Origin of the sequence: Saccharibacillus sacchari, assembly GCF_037722395.1 — a bacterium.
GTDB classification, from domain to species: Bacteria; Bacillota; Bacilli; order Paenibacillales; family Paenibacillaceae; genus Saccharibacillus; species Saccharibacillus sacchari_A.
Genome location: NZ_JBBKAR010000026.1, coordinates 146,794 through 166,545, shown reverse-complemented (window position 1 = coordinate 166,545; position 19,752 = coordinate 146,794). Strand labels below are relative to the sequence as shown.

14 protein-coding genes are annotated in these 19,752 nt (G+C 54.4%); 3 read left to right on the top strand and 11 right to left on the bottom strand.

Annotation, left to right across the window (positions count from 1 at the left end; genetic code table 11):
- The first annotated feature begins 63 nt into the window (after positions 1-63).
- Positions 64-1,521 (top strand): alpha-L-fucosidase, encoded by a 1,458-nt coding sequence (locus WKI47_RS08035; RefSeq protein WP_340226636.1) that lies wholly within the window; start codon positions 64-66, stop codon positions 1,519-1,521.
- Positions 1,522-1,958: 437 nt separating this feature from the next.
- On the opposite strand, the gene WKI47_RS08030 is transcribed toward WKI47_RS08035, so the two are convergent.
- The 3 genes from WKI47_RS08030 to WKI47_RS08020 form a co-directional block, all read right to left on the bottom strand.
- A complete protein-coding gene (locus WKI47_RS08030) occupies positions 1,959-2,963 on the bottom strand; it encodes an iron ABC transporter permease (protein WP_340226635.1) in 1,005 nt (334 codons plus the stop codon).
- Positions 2,960-3,922 carry an iron ABC transporter permease gene (locus WKI47_RS08025; RefSeq protein ID WP_340226634.1) on the bottom strand — a complete coding sequence of 321 codons (963 nt, stop codon included), beginning with the start codon at positions 3,920-3,922 and terminating at the stop codon, positions 2,960-2,962. The genes WKI47_RS08030 and WKI47_RS08025 overlap by 4 nt, the downstream gene beginning before the upstream one ends.
- A gap of 79 nt (positions 3,923-4,001) precedes the next feature.
- Entirely contained in the window at positions 4,002-5,927 is a 1,926-nt protein-coding gene (locus WKI47_RS08020) for an ABC transporter substrate-binding protein (protein ID WP_340226633.1), read from the bottom strand.
- A gap of 421 nt (positions 5,928-6,348) precedes the next feature.
- On the opposite strand from WKI47_RS08020, the gene WKI47_RS08015 reads away from it, so the two are divergent.
- Positions 6,349-6,537, top strand: coding sequence for a hypothetical protein (locus WKI47_RS08015; protein ID WP_340226632.1), 189 nt, complete (start codon positions 6,349-6,351; stop codon positions 6,535-6,537).
- A 69-nt stretch (positions 6,538-6,606) separates the two neighbouring features.
- On the opposite strand, the gene WKI47_RS08010 is transcribed toward WKI47_RS08015, so the two are convergent.
- The 6 genes from WKI47_RS08010 to WKI47_RS07985 form a co-directional block, all read right to left on the bottom strand.
- Positions 6,607-8,028 (bottom strand): MATE family efflux transporter, encoded by a 1,422-nt coding sequence (locus WKI47_RS08010; protein ID WP_340226631.1) that lies wholly within the window; start codon positions 8,026-8,028, stop codon positions 6,607-6,609.
- A gap of 152 nt (positions 8,029-8,180) precedes the next feature.
- On the bottom strand, positions 8,181-9,362 hold the full coding sequence (locus WKI47_RS08005; protein WP_340226630.1) for a GGDEF domain-containing protein: 1,182 nt from the start codon (positions 9,360-9,362) through the stop codon (positions 8,181-8,183).
- Between the two features lie 21 nt (positions 9,363-9,383).
- Entirely contained in the window at positions 9,384-9,905 is a 522-nt protein-coding gene (locus WKI47_RS08000) for a GNAT family N-acetyltransferase (RefSeq protein WP_340226629.1), read from the bottom strand.
- A 316-nt stretch (positions 9,906-10,221) separates the two neighbouring features.
- The gene (locus tag WKI47_RS07995; RefSeq protein WP_340226628.1) at positions 10,222-12,672 is read right to left on the bottom strand and encodes a glycogen/starch/alpha-glucan phosphorylase; all 2,451 of its coding nucleotides are present in this window, start codon (positions 12,670-12,672) and stop codon (positions 10,222-10,224) included.
- A gap of 235 nt (positions 12,673-12,907) precedes the next feature.
- A complete protein-coding gene (gene glgD / locus WKI47_RS07990; RefSeq protein ID WP_340226627.1) occupies positions 12,908-14,011 on the bottom strand; it encodes a glucose-1-phosphate adenylyltransferase subunit GlgD in 1,104 nt (367 codons plus the stop codon).
- A gap of 512 nt (positions 14,012-14,523) precedes the next feature.
- A complete protein-coding gene (locus WKI47_RS07985; protein WP_340226626.1) occupies positions 14,524-15,666 on the bottom strand; it encodes a glucose-1-phosphate adenylyltransferase in 1,143 nt (380 codons plus the stop codon).
- A 472-nt stretch (positions 15,667-16,138) separates the two neighbouring features.
- Here WKI47_RS07985 and WKI47_RS07980 point away from each other — a divergent pair, with 472 nt between their 5' ends.
- Positions 16,139-16,612: a DinB family protein gene (locus WKI47_RS07980; protein ID WP_340226625.1), complete on the top strand. Its 474-nt coding sequence runs from the start codon at positions 16,139-16,141 to the stop codon at positions 16,610-16,612.
- 496 nt (positions 16,613-17,108) lie between these two features.
- On the opposite strand, the gene WKI47_RS07975 is transcribed toward WKI47_RS07980, so the two are convergent.
- Together WKI47_RS07975 and WKI47_RS07970 are read right to left on the bottom strand one after the other, a co-directional pair.
- Positions 17,109-17,906 (bottom strand): energy-coupling factor transporter transmembrane component T, encoded by a 798-nt coding sequence (locus WKI47_RS07975; protein ID WP_340226624.1) that lies wholly within the window; start codon positions 17,904-17,906, stop codon positions 17,109-17,111.
- Positions 17,906-19,729, bottom strand: coding sequence for an ABC transporter ATP-binding protein (locus tag WKI47_RS07970; RefSeq protein WP_340226623.1), 1,824 nt, complete (start codon positions 19,727-19,729; stop codon positions 17,906-17,908). The genes WKI47_RS07975 and WKI47_RS07970 overlap by 1 nt, the downstream gene beginning before the upstream one ends.
- Positions 19,730-19,752: the final 23 nt, after the last annotated feature.

Sequence of the window (19,752 nt, the reverse complement as noted above, 5' to 3'; positions counted from 1 at the left end):
AACGCATCTCCTGCTTCCGTATACTAAAATCAATTCGAGAATGGAAAGGACATGTGAGCAAAAATGGACAAAGCCTCTTACCTGAAACAAATCCGGCATACGATCGAGCAAGGCAGTTTCAAAGACGATTGGGAATCCCTAAGTCGCTTTGAAGTTCCGCAGTGGTACAAACAGGCTAAATTCGGTATTTTCATTCATTGGGGATTGTATTCCGTTCCGGCGTTCGACAGTGAATGGTATTCCCGCAATATGTATATTCAAGATTCCAAAGCCTACAATCACCATGTCGAAACGTACGGAAAACATACGGACTTCGGCTATAAGGACTTCATTCCGATGTTCACAGCCGACAAATTCAATGCTTCCGAGTGGGCAAATCTGTTCAAACAGGCCGGTGCACGGTACGTCATGCCGGTCGCGGAACACCATGACGGATTTCAAATGTACAAAAGCGAGGTGTCGACGTATAACGCTTTTGATAGAGGCCCCAAACGCGATCTGCTTGGCGAGATGAAGCAGGCGTTCGAGGAGCAAGAGCTGGTGGTGTGTGCTTCTTCGCACCGGGCGGAGCATTGGTTCTTCATGTCGCACGGCAAAGCGTTCGAATCGGATATCCGCGAGCCTTTGCAGCTTGGAGACTTTTACTGGCCTGCCGCTCCCGAACCGGATCATCACGATCTGTTCAGCCCTGCTCCGACGGAAGAATTTCTGGAGGACTGGCTGATCCGCACCTGCGAGATCGTGGACGCATACCAACCGAAGGTGCTATATTTCGACTGGTGGATTCAGCACTCCGCCTTCAAACCTTATCTCAAAACCTTTGCAGCCTATTACTACAACAAAGGCGAAGAATGGGGCACTCCGGTCGCGATCAATTACAAGCACGACGCCTATATGTTCGGCTCGGCCGTTCCCGACGTAGAGCGCGGACAATTCGCCGAACTCAAGCCATACTTCTGGCAGACCGATACGGCCGTCGCCAAAAACTCCTGGTGCTACACGGAAGGCAACGACTACAAAACATCTGTCGAAATCATTCGCGACCTGGTCGATATCGTGAGTAAAAACGGCAATTTGCTGCTGAATATCGGCCCCAAAGCAGACGGCAGCATCCCGGAAGAAGACCGGCAAATTTTGCTGGACATCGGCGACTGGCTACGGACTAACGGCGAAGCAATCTACGACGCAACCTACTGGCGAATCTCCGGCGAAGGCCCTACACAGATCGTCGAAGGACAATTCACCGACAGCGAAAAGAAACCCTATACACCGGAAGATATTCGCTTTACCTTAAAAGGTTCGACACTGTACGCGACGGTTCTGGTCTATCCCGAAGACGGCTACGTCGCGATCAAGTCGCTGAAGTCCGACTCTCATCATTTTTCCGGACTGATTCGCGATATTAGCGTTCTTGGTTTCGATGAAAATATCGCTTGGGAACGTACGTCCGAAGCGCTGATTCTGCAAACATCTTCGATCGCAAGCACCGTTCCGGTCGTGTTTAAAATCGAACTGGACTGAGTAGGGGGAGGCCTGTTCGCTTGAAAGCGGGCGCTGCGGGAAAAATTACCAGCCTATGCTTCCGAAGTGCATTTCTTCGAAATGCTTTGCAAGACGCTGTCTCACTCGGAAAACTAGATTGAAATTCAAGTAGGTTGTTTTCCGAGTTCAAAGGCGTCTTTCACTGAATTTTCCCCTCCGCTTGGGCTTTTCGCTGGAATAGACCTTTTTCAAAAATAAAAAAGCCGTCCTTCTAAGGAGGACGGCAATGTGTCAAGAAAATCTAACGTAGCTGGAAGCGAGAAGACGGAGAGAGAAATTCAGCTCAAAACGCCTTTGAACTTGGAAAACCTCCATTCAAATTCCATTCCAGTTTTCCAAGTGAGACAGCGTTTTGAGCGAATTTCTCTCGCAGTCTTCTCGCTTCCCGCGCCTACGTAACTTTCTCGACAGGGTTCTTATTTGATAGAACGCGGGCGATATTCTCGCCAGATTAAGTATAAGAAATAAGGCGCTCCGACTGCGGCTGTGACCAAGCCTGCGGGGAACTCGACCGGCGGGGAGATGATCCGGCCCAGAATGTCTGCGGTCAACACCAGCGCTCCGCCGAGCAGCGCGGCTACCGGAACGAGCACGCGATGATCGCGGCCGGCCAGGCGGCGGGCCATATGAGGGGCAACCAGACCGACGAAGCCGATCGTGCCCGCGGCGGCTACGGAGCCGCTTGCCAGCAGGATCGCCAGCGTCAGAATCGCCAATCGCATCGGTTCGAGCGGCAGACCGAGGCCGCGTGAGGCTTCGTCGCCGAGCGCTATGACGTTTAAGGTTCGGCCCAGCATCCACATGAGCGGCAGACCGATCAGCAGCACGGGAGCGGCCTGAAGCACCTGTTCCCAGCTTCGTCCCCAGAGGGAACCGTTTAGCCATAGCAATACGGTATTGGCATTGGAAGCGGAACGTGTGACGAGCAGTTGGACCAGCGTGCTTCCGCAAGCACTGACCGCTACGCCGACGAGCGCAAGGCGTACGGGATCAATGCCGCCTTGGTAAGACAGCATATAGACGAGCGCTCCGCCGGTCAGCCCTCCGGCCATGGCGGCGATTGACGTCAACCAGACGGATTGCCATTCCGGCGGAACCAGCAGTACCGTGGATACCGCACCGAAAGCCGCTCCCGCCGACACGCCGAGCGTATCCGGCGCGGCCAACGGATTGCGCAGCATCGCCTGCGAAGCCAAACCGGATACCGATAGGCCGGCTCCTACAAGTACAGCTAACCCAATACGCGGCAGCCGATAATTCAACACGATATAGCTGCGATCGGGATCGCCGCTGCCTGCGAAAGCCCGGAAAATATCCGTCCACGTCAGATCGACCGCGCCGACCCGGATGCCGAGCAGACCGAGTCCGAGCACGATCAACGGCAGGACTGTCAGTAACACCACGCTTGCTTTTTTCGTCATGCCGCTCGCCTCCTGCTTTTCCGACGGGCCAGCCAGACGAAGTAAGGCGCTCCGATCAATGCCGTCACCAGACCGACGGGCGTCTCTGCCGGAAAGTCGATAAAACGCGAACCAACATCGGCGGCGGTCAGCAGTACCGAGCCGACGAGCGCCGAGAACGGAAGCAGCAGACGATGATCCGTGCCGATCAAGTAACGCGCCATATGCGGCACGATCAGTCCGACGAAGCCGATCGGTCCCGCAACGGCAACCGACACACCAGCCAACAGCACGACCAGGAAAATACCGACGGATCGAACAAGCCAGATCCGCTGACCGAGTCCTTTTGCCGTCTCTTCTCCCAGGCCGATGAGCGATAACGACCGACCGAGAAACAATGCCGCAAACAAGCCCGGTAGGCTTACAAGCAGCAATAATGCGGCTTCTTCGCTTTTGATTCCCGCCGCCGACCCTGCCAACCAGAACAAAAGCTTCGACGCCGATTCTTCGTTAAACACAAGCAGCCCCTGCGTGAACGAAGACAATAACGCCTGAATCACGATTCCGATCAGCGCCAGACGTACATCCGCTCTTCCTCCGCGTATCGCCGCGCCCATCAGCAGAATCAACCCAACCGTCAGCAGTCCTCCGACAAATCCGGCTCCGGCCAGCGCCAGTCCGCCAAGACCCGGCAAAACAATCGTACACAGCACGATCATAAACGACGCACCCGCGTTAATGCCGAATACGCTTGGCGAAGCCAGCGGATTACGGGTCAGCGCCTGCATGATGCAACCCGCTACCCCCAGATTCGCTCCGATCACCAACACGGCCAACATCCGAGGCATCCGCAGCATATGCAGAAGCACATGCTCCCGAACTTGCTCCGAGTAGTCCAGCGCATAACGGAGGATCGTAGACAACGACATGAAGGCAGGCCCTACGGCAAGCGATGCCAGCAGCAACACAATCAACAGCATGCCGGCTCCGAAAAAAGCGAACAGAATACGAGCTGTTGCCGGAGTTTGCCGATCCTTTACCTCAGACGCCGAAATCCGCTTAGAAATAACCGGCCGCTTCATCCATAATCCCGTTCAGTGCCGGAATGCTGCGTTGCCGGGACCAGGTGGCGAGTTCGACTTCGCGTGCCTGTCCGTTTTGCACGGCCTGAAGCTGGTTCCATAACAGATTTTCTTTTTGCGCTTCCAATACCGAGTCGGTGTCTTCATTGATCAGGATCAGGATATGCTGCGGATCAATCGCGAGCAGCTGCTCGATCGTCAACTGCTGACTCGACGTCTCCGCGTCTTCCAGCGCATAGTTCAATCCGGCATTTTTCAGGAATGAGCCGTGGAACGACGAAGTGGTGCGCACTTCAAAATCATGCCCGTCTTCTTCGCTCGGCGCAATGATCAATACGGACTGGTCCGGCTCGATCGACTCTTTCAACTGCTCCAGATTGCTCGCGTGCTCGGCAAGCAGCGCTTCGGCCTGTTCTTCTTTGTCCAGCGCTTGGCCGATTGCCCGCGTCGAAGCGACGATCTGTTCGTAGTTGGCTTTGTCATTGGGAAAAGCGATCGTAGGCGCGATCGCCGACAGTTCCTCGTAGACGTTCGTATGCCGATTCGTATCCGCAATAATCAGATCCGGCTTCAACGTGCGAATCACTTCCAGATTGGGTTCCGAACGGGTTCCGACCGATTCATACCCTTCGATATATGCCAGTGTGTCCTGCGGAAAGCGCTCCGGCTTATTGTCATCGGCCACACCTACAGGTTTGACTTCAAGCGCAGCAACCGTCTGGGTGAATCCTTGCTCCAACACAACGACCCGACTTGGCGTACCGACCACTTCGGTCGAACCCAGATCATGCGTGATGACGCGGCCTCCCTCTGTCGTCGCAACGGTCTGACTTGCGGATTGCTCCGTGCTGGCAGAAGTTCCGTTTCCTGCCGTCGGCGTCGAGCAAGCTCCCAGCAATAAGCTAAAACTAAGCAACAGCATCCACATCGCGGAACGCCGGGAATAATTGTACGTCATCGTAACCCCTCCACTGTCTTTTTCTTTTTGAGAATAATTATCAATATAGAGGGAGTCGGCTTGCTTCACAATGGAGGAATCGGACATCCGAGATGGCAGATTCGGACCTGCATGGCGCTGACGGTAAACGGTAGGCGACATCCCGGTATGCTTTTTGAACATTCGGCTGAAATTGTAGACATCTTCGTACCCGACCCTTGCGGCAATCTCCTGCACCGTCCACCGATCCTGTCCGAGCAGCTCTCCTGCCTTTTCCATACGCACGCCAAGCAAATAGCCGGACGGACTGCTGTCGATTCCGCTTTTACGAAACAAACGGTTCAGGTGACGCGGACTGCATCCAAGCGTAGACGCTAACGAATCCACGGTGAGCGGACGCTCATAATGCTCGTTGATATAGCGAATAGCCCGATCCACAGGATCATCGTTAAAAGCCTGGCGATCCGCACCGTGCAGTTGCCGCAATACCTCATAGACGAATCGCATAAACAACGTTCGTACCCCGTAGCGTCGCAGCTCGTTGCCCGACTCCCAACCGGCGTGCATCTCGCGCGCGTATTCGGATAGTTGGATCGCAGAGGACGGACGCACTTCATACGCAATGCCGAACCGATCCGCCAGCGCCGTCAGATGCTTCGTCGCGGCCCGCCCTCCTACTGGCTCCGGGCGGTATAATAGCAAATAATACTCCACATGCCGACCATCGCCCAATGGGTGAACCGTTAGCTTCATCCCTTTTCCGGCGTGCAGCACATGAAAAGGTTCTACGGTATAATCCATGTTATCGAGTTGCATTCGCGCCGAACCTTCAGCCATATAAATAAAGCCATGCGTCGGAAGTTGATACGTTTCGGCTTTCCTACCCGGTTTGGCTTGAACCAAGCGTACGTCTTTGACAACGATCGGCATTTCATTCCATAGCGCTGTATATTCCTTGATCTGCAAACGTTCCACTCCTTCTTTCTCTCTTGCCTTCGTACCGTCCCGAATAGATTATCTTCTATTTTAGTGATAATAGTTCTCATCCACAATCGTTTTTTGGTTGATCGTCTTCGATCCCTGTAAAAGAGGAGGATTTCTATTCCAAAACAACCGATCTACATCGTTACGACTAGCTTGTCTCAGGTAATGGAAGAGAAACGATTTCCGCTTGAAGCACCTGAGCTACCGAGCGGCGACCCCGGCACGGAAAAAGAAGCGGCCGAGTTTCGCAGACTATTGGCTTCGGATCGGATGGAATGCCGTTACCTATACGCCCAGCCTGAGTACGGAAAGCTGCGAATGCGGGAGCTACCTTATCCGGGCCTACCGAAAGACGAACGAGGCCTTTTGCGAAAAGTTTCTGGAGATCCAAGCGGCGAAGGTCGTGCATCTACGCCCTGTAAGTATCGAATATGCGATTGAAAGCTACGTGGAATTTACTTCCGATATGTTCGGAACCCCACAATTTTCCGATGAACGGATTCAGGATATCGCCAAAAAGTCAGGCAAAAGCGAAGCGGAAATCCGCGAGCTTTTGACCCGGGCGATTCGCAAACAAACTCAAGATAAATAAACGTCAAAAAAGCCCGCCTGACCGCCGAAGATCATCGGACGGACAAGCGGGCTTCGCTGAGAATTCCATTTATACCGAAGGGGCAGGCGGAGGCGTTAGGCCTTCGCTCGGTTCAGGCTCGTTATGCTGGACAAGCGAATGCTTTTTCCATACTCGGCTTTTCCAGCGCAGATACATCACGCCGACGCGAATCCATTCGTCCACGGCAATCGCCAACCAGATCCCCGGCAGTCCCATGTTCAATTGGAATACGAACAGGTAGCCGAGCGGCAAGCTGATGCCTACCATCGTCACAAGACCGACGTACACAGGGAATTTGGCGTCGCCTGCCGCACGCAGCGATCCGATTACGATCATGTTGAACGTGCGCGCCGTCTCCAGCACGATGCTGAGTACGAGTACCTGCGTAGCCATGCGGATGACTTCCGCGTCGTCGGTGAAGATGCCTACGAGCGGGTGGCGCAGCACGATGACCACAAGATCGACGATCACGGTGATGACAATCGCACGCTTCACACTGCTCCACACTTGGTGATACGCATCTTCTTTGCGGTTCGCACCGACCAATCGACCGACGATAATCCCTGTGCCGATCGCGACCGCAACCGCAAACAGATAGATGAACATCGAGATGTTCGTCGCGTATTGGCGGGCAGCCAGCGCCTGAGCGCCGAGGAACGTCGCGTAGAAAAAGAAAATCATCTGGCACGACTGATACGTGATCTGCTCCAGCGCGGACGGAACGCCGATACGCAAAATTTTCATGATATATTCGCGGGTTAAATTCAGATAAAATTTGAATTGAATCCGCACTTCCATGACCTGATACAGCATCCAGAACAGTACGACTGCCGCGACCGCGCGACTGATTACCGTCGAAATAGCCGCACCCTCGACGCCCAGCGCCGGGAAGCCCAGATGGCCGAAGATCATGACGTACCCGCCCGCCACGCTCAACACGTTCATGCCGAGCGCGACGAACATCGTCAGCTTCGTTTGGCCGTACGTGCGAATCGTCGCCGACAGCATGTTGATCAGAGCTTGCAGGAAAATCGCTCCGCCGACGATGTGCATATACGACTTGGCATAGACGAGAATATCGCCGTGCAGATTGAGCGCCACCATCAGATGATGGCCGAAGATGAGGAAGATCGCACTCATCGTCACGCCCAGCATCAGATTCAGCGTCAGCGACAAACCGGAAATTTTGGCGGCTTCGTAATGGTTGCGAGCTCCCAAATATTGCGCGATAACGATAGCGGCACCGTTACCGACGACCTCAAGTATGAGGATGGCGATCGAGATGACCTGGTTAGCCGCGCCTACCGCCGCCACCGCATCATCCGACACGCCGCTGAGCATCATCGTATCCGTGATCCCCATTAACATAAATAAAAAGACTTCCAGGAATATCGGCCAGGTTAAACGGAACAGATTGAACTCGCGCTCCAGCGGAAGCTTGGCGGCTGCGGTCCCGTTCTTCGTTTTCATCTCTTCACCCTCCTTCGATACGTTTGTTTATTTCAAAACAAAACGTATCTTAGCACGGCAAAGTTGAAAAATCAGCCCTTTTTGCGAAATTTCCTGAAAATTATATGACGTGCTCTCAAAGTTTCCTTTTTTGCATATTCAGCTTGGACTATTCATATCCGAACATAATCGGCTTCCTGACGGATCGGTGCTTCGAAATGCGGTTCGGCGCGCTCGATCCGGTTGCGGCCCGCCCGCTTGGCTTCATACAGGGCGAGATCGCAGCATTTGTAAATACGGTCCAGATCGGAACGATGCTCGGGCACGAATGTCAGCGCGCCGACGCTCAGCGTGTACAATCCTTCGACGGCTACGCGAATCCGTTCGGCCAATAAAGTCGATTCCGCGCGCGACGATCCCGGCAGCAGCAGCGCGAATTCGTCGCCTCCGTAACGTCCGAACAGATCGCACGCGCCTATCTGCTTGGACACGACGGCACTCATCTCCCGCAGCACCCGATCGCCTTGGTCATGTCCGTAGGTGTCGTTGATGCTTTTGAACCCGTCGATATCGAACAGCAAAAAAGACACCGGCAAACGGCGCTTCGCGTACAGATCGAGTATCGCTTCCGCTTTGTAAATGAACGTACGGCGATTCCAGATCTGGGTCAGGTCGTCGATGCTGGCCAAACGAAATAACTCGTCGTCCGATTTTTGCTTGGCAAGCAGCACGAAACCGGTGTTGGCGAGCATCATGGTCATGTAGGCCGAAATGGAGAACAGATTTTGACTCACGTTCGCAGCCAGCAACGAAACCGGCCCTTCGGCAAATAAAGCGACCAAAGCGCGAATCAGCAAAACGACGGCCAAAAACGTATATAAGCCGCCCATTAATTTGCGCAATGCCGTAGCTTTTCGCTGAATCAAAAACCGAAGCGCCGGAGGAGCAATCAAAAAAGCGGAGAAAATCGAAGCGACCGCGATTCGAAGCCCTTCATCGTTATGGAACAACAGCACGGCGTTAAAAAGCAAAATCGCGGTCAACGTGACGGCAACGCCGATCTTGCGGGAACGAAGCGTCAACGCCCCCTGCAACCGAAGCAGCGCCGCCGACTCGAAAGCGGTTCCCAGAAACAACAGCGTATTGGTGAACGAAATCACCGTCAGATCGCTGACCGTTCCTTTTAACAGCATCAACGACCAAGCGCCGGCCTGAAGCAGCTTCGCGGTGAAAAAGATAGAGATCGAGGCGTCTCTACTTTCGCTTCGACGATAGGCGGTCAAAAGCACGATAGTCAATACATGCCCGCAGATTAAAGAAACGTAAACGGTTTGCGGGTCCAGTTGAAAGCTCATGGTGGGTTCTCACTCTTCCCTTCAAATCGTTAACCGGGCAATATCGCGCCAATACAAAGCAATTTCCGTAAAATCTTCTTCGCCGATCCGAATTTCTTTACGCTCGGCTTCTTCGCCACCGAGGCGTTTATAAAAATGCACGGCCGGATTTTGTTCCAATACCCAGACCATCAAGGAACGGTATTCGCGCGCTTTCAGCTCGTCCAACATGCTTTGGAACATTTGGCGGCCGATGCCTTTGCGCTGTTCGCTTTGCAGCAGGTACACCGCATACAGTTCCGCTTCGTGAATACGTCCCGTTTCGCGGTCCACGCCATAATCGAGAAATCCGCAAATTTGTCCTCTTTCGTTTTCGGTCACCATGACGCCTTCGCCCGGCTCCGGTTCCGTCAGCCTTTTTTCCCAACGCGTCCATTGTTTCTCCACGGATAGTCCATCCAGATAAGCGTCCGCAACGATACCCTTGTACGTCGTTTTCCAACTGTCGACATGAACCTGCGCGATGCCTGCGGCATCTTCAGGTCTGGCGAATCTGATCTTCATTGGGGTCGCTCCTCTGCAAAAAGTTTCAAACAACGGGGACGTTCCCATACCGCATTTTGCGGTTGGGATTATTCCCTATAGAATTCGGCGGCGTTTCTTGAATTCCTGCCGGAAAAAGCAAGTTATTTCCAAAGAGAGCAAGGAGGAGGGAAGCCAAAGGCGATCAGTAAAAAAAGCCGCTCCTGTGAAGGAGCGGCTTAGATAGATCGAGAAAGTCCAACGTGACCGGAACGAATTTCTTTTGGAGTTTTCTCGCTTCCCACGCAAACACGTAACTTTCTCGTCCGAATCGAGGTCGCGGGAGAACGTACCGTTTTTAAATTCCGCTGCGGCTGCCGATATTGGCCGGCTTGATGCCCCAAATTTCCGTCGCGTATTCGTTGATCGTGCGGTCTCCGGCGAATCGGCCGGATTTGGCAATGTTCAGAATCGACTTTTCCGTCCACAGCTTCGTGTTGCGATAATCGAGACCGATCTGCGCTTGAGCGTCGGCGTAGCTTGCAAAATCTCTCAATACGAAGTATTCGTCGTTATGGCTGAGCAACGAATGATACACGGAATCGAAGCTTTGGCCGTTTTGGCAAAACGGTCCCGGATGGATCAACTGATCCAGTACCTTTTTCACGCGGTCGTCACTATTATAGATCGCAGATGCCGAGTAGCCGCCTTCGCGGTAATACTTTTCGACTTCTTCGATACGCAGGCCGAACAAGTACATGCCTTCGTCGCCCAACGATTCGTACATCTCCACGTTCGCGCCGTCGAGCGTGCCGACCGTCAACGCGCCGTTCATCATCAGCTTCATGTTGCCTGTGCCGGATGCTTCCTTGCCTGCTGTCGAGATCTGCTCGCTGACGTCGGCTGCCGGAATGATTTTCTCCGCCAGCGATACCGAGTAGTTTTCCAGGAAAAAGACGTTCAGCAGGTTTTTCGTTTGCGGGTCGTTATTGACGGTGGCGGCGATATTGTTGATCAGCTTGATGATCTGCTTCGCCATGTAGTAACCCGGAGCCGCTTTCGCGCCGAAAATGAAAGTTCGGGGCGTGATCTCAAGTGACGGTTGTTCTTTGATGCGATTGTACAGATCCATAATATGCAGCGCGTTCAGCAGTTGGCGCTTGTAGGCGTGAAGACGCTTGACCTGCACGTCGAAGATCGAGTGGGTATCTACGGTTACGCCGTGCTTTTTGTAAATATACGACGCCAGGCGTTCTTTGTTTTTGTGCTTCACTGCGCGAATCCGCTCCTGGAACACGGCGTCTCCGGCGTGGCCCAACAGATCGTTTAAGCGATCCGGCTGCGTTTTCCAATCGGAGCCGATCGCGCCTTCGATCAACCCGGCCAGATCCGGATTGGCGTGCATCAGCCAGCGGCGATGCGTGATGCCGTTCGTCTTATTGTTGAAACGTTCCGGGTACAGCTCGTAAAATTCTTTCATTTCGCGATTTTTGAGAATGTCCGTATGCAGCGCGGCTACGCCGTTGACGCTGTGGCTGCCGTGGATCGCCAGATGCGCCATCTTGATCTGCCCGTCCGCGATAATCGCCATACGGGACACTTTGGCCTGATCCGCTCCTTGTTCTTCGAGCAGATCGGCGCAAAAACGTCGGTTGACCTCTTCGATAATCATGTAAAGTCGCGGCAGCAGATCCCGAACCATTTGTTCCGGCCACGTTTCCAGCGCTTCGCTCAGAATCGTATGGTTGGTGTAGGACACGACGCGGGATACGATATCCCAGGCATCCTGCCATCCGAAGCTTTTTTCATCCAACAAAATGCGCATCAATTCCGGAATGACCAGCGTCGGATGCGTATCGTTGATATGGATCGCCACTTTTTCCGGCAAACGGTCGTACGGCAAGCCGAGTTTATCGAATGTACGCAGCACGCTTTGCAGGCCGGCCGAACACAGGAAGTATTCCTGTTTCAAGCGCAGCAGCTTGCCTTCGTACTGGGAATCGTCCGGGTACAGGAATTCCGATACCGTTTCGACCGAGCGCTTATAGTCGAGGAAATTGTAGTAGTTGCCGTTCGGACCGCCGAAACCGCGTGCCGGATCGGCTGCCGATTCGGCACTCCACAGACGCAGCGTGTTGACGGCCGTTTTATCGTAACCCACCACCGGAACGTCGTAAGGAACCGCCCAGACTTCTTCGCCGTTTTTCGTTTCGTACGTGTAGTTGCCGTCTTCCGTTTCGACGATCTCGACATTGCCCCAAAAGCGCACCTTCACTTTTTTGTCGTCGCGGCGCACTTCCCAGACATTTCCTTTTTGCAGCCAGTAGTCCGGCAATTCCACTTGATGGCCGTCGATGATCTTTTGTTCGAACAAGCCGTATTTATACCGGATGCCGTTGCCGTGTCCCGCATAGCCCAAAGAAGCCAGCGAGTCCAGGAAACAGGCGGCCAACCGACCCAAACCGCCGTTGCCGAGACCGGCGTCCGCTTCGTATTCCTCGATATCTTCCAGATCCCAGCCCAGCTCGCCGAGCCCTTCCCGCACCAAATCCAGAATGTTGAGGTTTAACAGATTGTTACCGAGCAGGCGCCCGATCAGAAACTCCATCGAGAAATAGTAAACTTGACGCTCTCCTTGCTCCATATAGGAACGGTTGGTCGCCGCCCATTCCCGGCCGATCTGCTCGCGTACCATGCTGCCGAGCGCGGCGTACACATCGTCTTCCGTAACTTCATGCATCTGACGGCCGCTGGTGCCGATCAGGCGCTGTTTGAATTCTTGTTTAAAATTCTCTTTATTGGTGAACATGGGTAAGCCCCTTTCCCGTTTCGTCGAAAAGAAAATTCGGCGGCGGACGAATAAAGTTATGTTTCAGATTATAACAGGAACCAAAAAAGCCTTCCACACCCGGGCTCCCTATCGGAACCCGGCATAGAAGGCCTGTGGGTTGGAATATATATCGGCACGGTTGCACCGTTTTTAAACCTTTTGTCTGACGAAGCCTGTCGAACTTTTGCAAAAAATCGTGTCTTTCGACCGGGTTTTATAGCATGCTTCGTTTGGCGATGACGAACGGTCTGCGCGAATCGCCGACGAGCGTGCGATTGGCGCTTAACTGCACGTCCTTGTCGAGAATCACGTTTTCGACGATGGCGCCCGCTTCGATTACGCATTTTTGCATAATGATCGAGTTGATGACTTTGGCGCCTTTTTCGACTTTGACGCCGCGGAACAACACGCTTCCTTCGACTTCGCCCGCGATCTGACAACCGTTGGCCACCAGGGAATTGCGCACGTCCGCGCCTTCGAGGTACTTGGTCGGCGCTTCGTACTTGATCTTGGTCTGGATCGGCATGTCCGGCGAGAACAATTGCTTGTACTTTTCCGGGTCAAGCAATTCGAGACTGTTTTTATAGTAGCTTTCGATCGAGTTGATTACCGCGTGATAGCCGGTGTATTCGTAACCCGCGATTTTCAGGCCGCTCGGATTGCGCAGGATGGCATCGCGGAAAAAGTAGCTGTCGCCGTGCGCGATACAATAATCCATCTGCTGCATAAACAGATTCTTTTCCATAATGAACAGATCGATATACAGATTGTGATGGCCTTTTTCGTTGTGAATGCTGGTTACGTTGCCGTCTTCGTTCACGTCCACCCGGAAGCAGGCATCATGCTCAGGTTCGAGCGCATCTACGTGTTTGTAGACGACCGTAACATCGGCGCCCGAAGCTTTGTGTTTGGCCGCCAAATCCTGAAAATCGACTTTGGATAAATGCTGGCTGCCCGAGTGCACTACGTATTCGCCGGCGCTGCGGGCGAAAAAGTCGCGGTTGTTGTGCATATGCTGGAGATCGCCGGCCGAGATATCGGTCGGGTCGTGCCAGTCCGGCGGCAGGATGAACAATCCGCCGCGTTTGCGGTCGAGATCCCACGGACGGCCTTCGCCCAGATGGTCGAGCAGAGACCGGTATTTGCGTCGTACGAACAACGCGATATCGGGAACGCCCGCGCTCATCATGTTGGAAAGCGCGAAGTCGATCAGCCGATAGCGTCCCGCGAAAGGAACGGCCGCGCCTGCACGAAAGTATGTCAGCTCGTTTAATTGGTCCAGTTCGTGGTCCAAGTTGATTACACCCATGAGTTTCATGGTTCCACCGTCCCTTGTTTGCTATGATGGGCGGCTGAGTAGCTGGTGTTCTTCGAAAGAGACGCTGCGGTAGAAATTCGTTCAAGACGCTGTTTCGCGCAAAAAGCCGATGGCTTTCCGCGCTCAAAGGCGTTTTTCACTGAATTTCTCCCTCCGCTGCTTCGACGCGAACGCGATCTTCTCAGCCTGTTTTATTTATGTTTTGAATCGTTAGGTTTCAAATCAATAAGGCGAATCACCGTCTTGCGGTGATTTAGTTACACCTCTGACGCGTACCTCGTCAATAAGGCGAATCACCGTCTTACGGTGATTTAGTTACACCTTTGACGCGTACCTCGTCAATATGGCGAATCACCGTCTTACGGTGATTTAGTTACGCCTCTGACGCGTACCTCGTCAATATGGCGAATCACCGTCTTGCGGTGATTTAGTTACGCCTCTGACGCGTACCTCGTCAATATGGCGAATCACCGTCTTACGGTGATTTAGTTACACCTCTGACGCGTACCTCGTCAATAAGGCGAATCACCGTTTATCAATAAGATTTCGTTATCGTCTTCGCGGTCTGCGCCGATGACGGTGTTGTCGGGGATGACTTTGCCCTGGTCGACGATGGCGCGGTGAATGCGGACGTTTTTGCCGATTTTGACTTCGGGCATGATGACCGATTCGGAGATGACGCTGCCTTCGCCGACTTCGACGCCGTAGAACAGGACGGAACGGTCGACTTCGCCGTGTACGGAGCAGCCTTCGTTGACCATGCAGTTTTTGAGCTTGGCTTCGGGAGAAATGTATTGCGCCGGTTCGTTCGGGTTACGGGTATAGATCCGCCATTCCGGGTCGTTCAGGTTCAGTTCCGGATCGTCTTTGAGCAGGTCCATGTTCGCTTCCCACAGGCTCGGGATCGTGCCCACGTCGCGCCAGTAGCCTTCGAACGGATACGCGAACAGGGACAGGCCGTCGTTCAGCATCTTCGGTACGACGTCTTTGCCGAAGTCGTGCGAGGATTCGGAGTCCGGCTTGTCGATGTCTTCGACGAGATATTTGCGCAGGACATCCCATTTGAAAATGTAAACGCCCATGGAAGCCAACGTGCTTTTTGGCTGTTTCGGCTTTTCGTCGAATTCGTAAATCCGGTAATCCTCGTGCGTGTTCAGGATGCCGAAGCTCGACGCTTCTTCCAACGTGACGTTGATGACCGAAATGGTGCAGTCCGCCCCTTTTTCCTTATGGTAATCAAGCAGCTTGGTATAGTCCATTTTATAAACGTGATCGCCCGACAGCACCAACAGATGCTCGGGATCGTATTGGTCGATAAATTTGAGATTTCGCGAAATGGCGTCCGCCGTGCCGCGGTACCAACTGCTTCCGTCTTCCCGTTCGTGCGGAGGCAAAACGAATACGCCGCCGTTTTTGCGGTCCATGTCCCAATCGCTTCCGACGCCTATGTAAGAATGCAGCACGAGCGGCTCGTACTGGGTCAGCACGCCTACTGTGTCAATGCCGGAATTCGTGCAGTTGCTGAGCGGAAAATCGATAATCCGATAAGTTCCTCCAAAGTAGACGGCAGGCTTGGCCAAAGATTTCGTCAGCCCTTTCAATCTTTTCCCCTGTCCGCCGGCCAACAGCATGGCGATCATTTCTTTTTTCTTCATTCAGACGAACCTCCTCGGCAAAATATAACGGTATGCGCGTGGCGGAAAACTTCTCCGCAGATGTGTGGGTGTCCCGAATCGGGACGTTTGCGACTTGCCAGGACGAAAAATAAATGTTCAAACAAGACAGACAGGAAAAAACCACATAAACATCTTTAACCCCGACAGAGGCTTTGGAATCGTCGGTTGCCGGGAATTATGAAGAAAAAAACGATTACAGCAACAAAGTAAGCATGCAACTGATCAAAAAAAGAAAAACAGCGCCATTAAGGCAAGCTTCCGCCTTGATGATACCATATATTTGAAAAAACGAAAGTTATAAATCAAAGAGTTCTGTAAATTTTCGGCGCGTTTTCAACCGAAAACGCATTCTGTTTTTGCGGCTTTTTAATCGAATCGTTTCGAATGAAAAATTGAGTTACAATCAAATCAGCTTGCGAATCAAGCATCCGACAAAAAGGAGAGTTTTGAGATGAATCTTTATTGCAACGGGATTTTGAAACAATTGAATTTGGCGGCCGAAACCGTGATTTCTTTTATCCGCATACTGGAGCCTGCCGATCTGGAGGTCAGACCGACTCCCGGCAAACATTCCGTCGGCGAACTGCTTGTGCATCTGTCCGTATTGTGCGTAGCCGATTGGAAAATCAGCTCCGGCGCTTCGCTGGAAGACATGGAAACTTTTTATGCCGAAAACGAACCGCCGTGCGCGCTGCCCGCGATCGAGCAAGCGCTGCGGCTGAACGTCGCGAGACTGGAACAAGAGACGTCTTCGCTGACCGACGAGCAGCTATCCGCCGTGACGACTTCGTATTGGGGAGCGTCGTATTCGCGGTACGAATGGCTGGTCGAGACGCTGGCGCATTTTTACCATCACCGCGGCCAGCTTCACGCCATGCTTGTCCACTCGCTCGGCAAAGATCCAAGTATTCCTTTGTTTGCGTAGCAGATTCGAATACGGAAAAGGAGCGCGACGGGAAAAAGGACGAGCCCCTTTCAGGGGGTTCATCCTCAAGCTGTCGAAAAAGGTACGGAAGATCGGGAAGCGAGAAGACTCCGAGAAACATAGACAGCGCTGGCTTCCGACGTACACGTGTTCAAAAAGCTGCCTATAACGCGTTGAAATAAGTGCTCGAATACACTTATTTCATCAGGTTTGTTTCCGAACTTTCAAATAAGTACATATATACATTTAATCTAAGAAAAAACGCGTAAACGAGTAAAATACGGAGATATTAAGTGCATATCTGCATCTATTTGTTCCAAACGGAAGAATTGCAATAAAATAAGTGTATATCCGCACTTATTTTCAATTTTCTTCGTAGCGACTTGCCCCAATCCGAGCTTTTCGGGCTTGGTTTTCCCCCGTTTTCTGCTCCATCATCGCGCATATCCAACTCAACAGGAAGACCTTTTCACGACAACCTGACTAGAACCCCCTTTCAGGGGTCCATCCTCATATCGCCAAGCCCGAATACCGGCAGCCCGTGCGCCAGCAGCAACGCGGCGGTCGCGGCTCCGGCCAGAAGCAGGAGCGCAGCCGCGTCGTTCCAAGTGACGGGCGACGCGTAAAAATAAGTCCGTGCTTTGCCCGTATCGAAGCGCTTGACCTCCATAGCAGTCGCGGTCCGTTGGGCGCGGCGAATGCTCTGGGCGAGCAAAGGCAGCGCGTACAGCTCCGGCACGCGCAGCAGCGAAAAAGAACCGCGTCCCATGCCGCGCACCGCCAAAGCGTCGCGCCGAATCCGCAGTTCTTCCAGCGCCATCGGCATCAGGCGGATCGACGCCATAAAGCTGTAGGCGTACTTGGGACTGAGCTTGATCCGCTGCATCAACGCGTAGAACAACCCTGTCGACGAGGTCGTCAACACGAACAGCAGCCCCTGGCTGCCGAACGCGATCGAACGGAACCCGACGTGCAAGCCGCGGTAAAAGCTTTCTTTGGAAATCGAGATCGGCCCGAACGACCACCAGATTTCGCTGCCTTTGCCGAACAGGATCATGGTCAGCGAAGCGGACGCAAACGCCACGGCGAAGCCGGACGCGAGCAGCGCCGTTTTCCATAGCGGATAGCCCGACGCGCAAAAAAGCAGCAGCAAAAACACGCAAGCCAGGTAAAAAGAAGCGTCGATCCGATGCGTAAGCACGGTGAGGACGAACAGCGCGATAAACAGCGGCAGCTTCAAAGCGGGATTCGCCCGATGCAGCCAGGTTATGCGGGAAGGTTGAAAAAACGGCATTATCCCCGTCCTCCTTCCGATAACCGAAGTTCGTCGTCGCGCGAACGCGCCGTTTGCCACACGGACGACAGTTTGCCCTGTTCGACCGTCCAGATCTGGGTCGCCAACCGTTCGGCGATCTCCATCTCGTGCGTGATCATCAGGACGGCATGGCCTGAGGCGCGAAGCCGCTCGCACAGATCGAGAATCGCGAACGCGTTACGCGCGTCCTGCCCGAACGTCGGCTCGTCCAGCAGCAGAAGCGGCTTGTCCGATACGATGGCCGAAGCGACGCTGAGGCGGCGCTTTTGGCCGAGCGACAGCAGGTACGGATGGCGCTCGGCGTAATCGCCGAGTCCGAAGCGCTCCAGGCACGCTTCGGACTGCCGAAGCAACTCGGCTTCGGCGACGGCGTCGAGACGCGCGCGGCGGCGCGGCGCGAGCCATCCGGCGAATCCGCCGCCGCGCGGGGCGCGAAGCGCCGCTTCGGCTTCGCTGCGCAGCGTGAATAGCACTTCGTCCAGCACCCGGTTCGTCACGAATTGGAACTCGGGATTTTGGAACACGAAGGCGGCGTGCTTCGCCGCCGCCTCGCGCAGTTGCTTGCGGCCGGAAGGGCGACCGCCGGCGCATTCGCACGAGCCTTCGTGCGGCAGCAGGCCCATCAGCCCCAGCAGCAGCGAGCTTTTGCCGGCGCCGTTGGGGCCGGTCAGCGCGATCAGGTCGCCGGGGTACGCGGCGGCCGATGCGGCCGCGCAGACGGTTTTCCCGCCGCGCAGCACGCGGAAATCGTCAAGGCGCAGCAGCGGTTCGGCGCGGTCGGGCGAAGCCGATACGGCGGCGGCCTCGCCGGAAGCCGAAGCGGACGGCGCATACGCATAGGACGGCGCGGAGACCGCCGAAGCGACCGGTTGTATGGCTTCGGCGCTTACGGCTGACTTGCCGGAGCCGGAGCCGCTCCATGTTTCAAGCGCAGTCGGCTCGTTCGGCGTATCGGCCTGGCCGGACAGCGTCCGAGCGATTCGGCTCGGTGGCGCTTCCGCCGTGCTCCGCTGTTCGCTGCCGTACGCGTCGTTCCAGGCTTGGGGATACCAGATCCCGTACCGCAGCATTTCCGCGCGATAACGTTCGAAGATCCGCTCCGGCGCGTCGTCCGCCAGTATGCTGCCGTCGGCGGCGAACAGCACGACCCGGTCCGCCCAATGCAGCACTTCTTCGACCCGGTGCTCGACGATAATGACGGTGCGCCGATCGGAGACGGCACGCACGGCTTCCCAAATGACGCGCCGCCCTTCCGGGTCGAGCAGCGCGGACGGCTCGTCCAACAGCAGCGTATCCGGCTCCAGCAGCAGCGCGGACGCCAGCGCCAAGCGCTGCTTCATGCCCTGGGACAGCGAACCGATCGGCACGTGCGCGTCCGGCAGGTTCAGGCCGACCTCCCGCAAAGCCTGTTCGATACGCCGCGGCATCTCCGCTCGCGGCACGGCGAGATTTTCCAGCACGAAAGCCAGTTCTTCGTCGACATAAGGCATGCAGAATTGGGTATCGGGGTCCTGGAACACGATGCCGGTCGAATATGGCACGATCAGCTTGTCGGCTTTGAGCGGCACTTCGTTCACTCGCGGAATGATGCCGCCCAGCACCTGAAGCAACGTCGATTTGCCGCAGCCGCTCGGGCCGAGCAGCAGCACTTTTTCGCCCTGACGGATTTGCAAGGACAAATCGCGGAACAACAGCTCCGGCGAACCGGGGAATTTCAAACGCAGGTTCCGGACTTCAGCCGCGATCGGCGGCGCAGTCAACGTGCGAGAAGCATGTAACGGCGATTCTATTCGGCTTTCCAAAACGATGACCTCCTTTGCCTGAT

Excerpts from the sequence above, each read along its gene's own strand:
- WKI47_RS08035 (WP_340226636.1), top strand. The coding sequence starts at position 64 with ATGGACAAAGCCTCTTACCTGAAACAAATCCGGCATACGATCGAGCAA.
- WKI47_RS08030 (WP_340226635.1), bottom strand. The coding sequence starts at position 2,963 with ATGACGAAAAAAGCAAGCGTGGTGTTACTGACAGTCCTGCCGTTGATC.
- WKI47_RS08025 (WP_340226634.1), bottom strand. The coding sequence starts at position 3,922 with ATGCTGTTGATTGTGTTGCTGCTGGCATCGCTTGCCGTAGGGCCTGCC.
- WKI47_RS08010 (WP_340226631.1), bottom strand. The coding sequence starts at position 8,028 with ATGAAAACGAAGAACGGGACCGCAGCCGCCAAGCTTCCGCTGGAGCGC.
- WKI47_RS08005 (WP_340226630.1), bottom strand. The coding sequence starts at position 9,362 with ATGAGCTTTCAACTGGACCCGCAAACCGTTTACGTTTCTTTAATCTGC.
- WKI47_RS08000 (WP_340226629.1), bottom strand. The coding sequence starts at position 9,905 with ATGAAGATCAGATTCGCCAGACCTGAAGATGCCGCAGGCATCGCGCAG.
- WKI47_RS07995 (WP_340226628.1), bottom strand. The coding sequence starts at position 12,672 with ATGTTCACCAATAAAGAGAATTTTAAACAAGAATTCAAACAGCGCCTG.
- glgD (WP_340226627.1), bottom strand. The coding sequence starts at position 14,011 with ATGAAACTCATGGGTGTAATCAACTTGGACCACGAACTGGACCAATTA.
- WKI47_RS07985 (WP_340226626.1), bottom strand. The coding sequence starts at position 15,666 with ATGAAGAAAAAAGAAATGATCGCCATGCTGTTGGCCGGCGGACAGGGG.
- WKI47_RS07980 (WP_340226625.1), top strand. The coding sequence starts at position 16,139 with ATGAATCTTTATTGCAACGGGATTTTGAAACAATTGAATTTGGCGGCC.
- WKI47_RS07975 (WP_340226624.1), bottom strand. The coding sequence starts at position 17,906 with ATGCCGTTTTTTCAACCTTCCCGCATAACCTGGCTGCATCGGGCGAAT.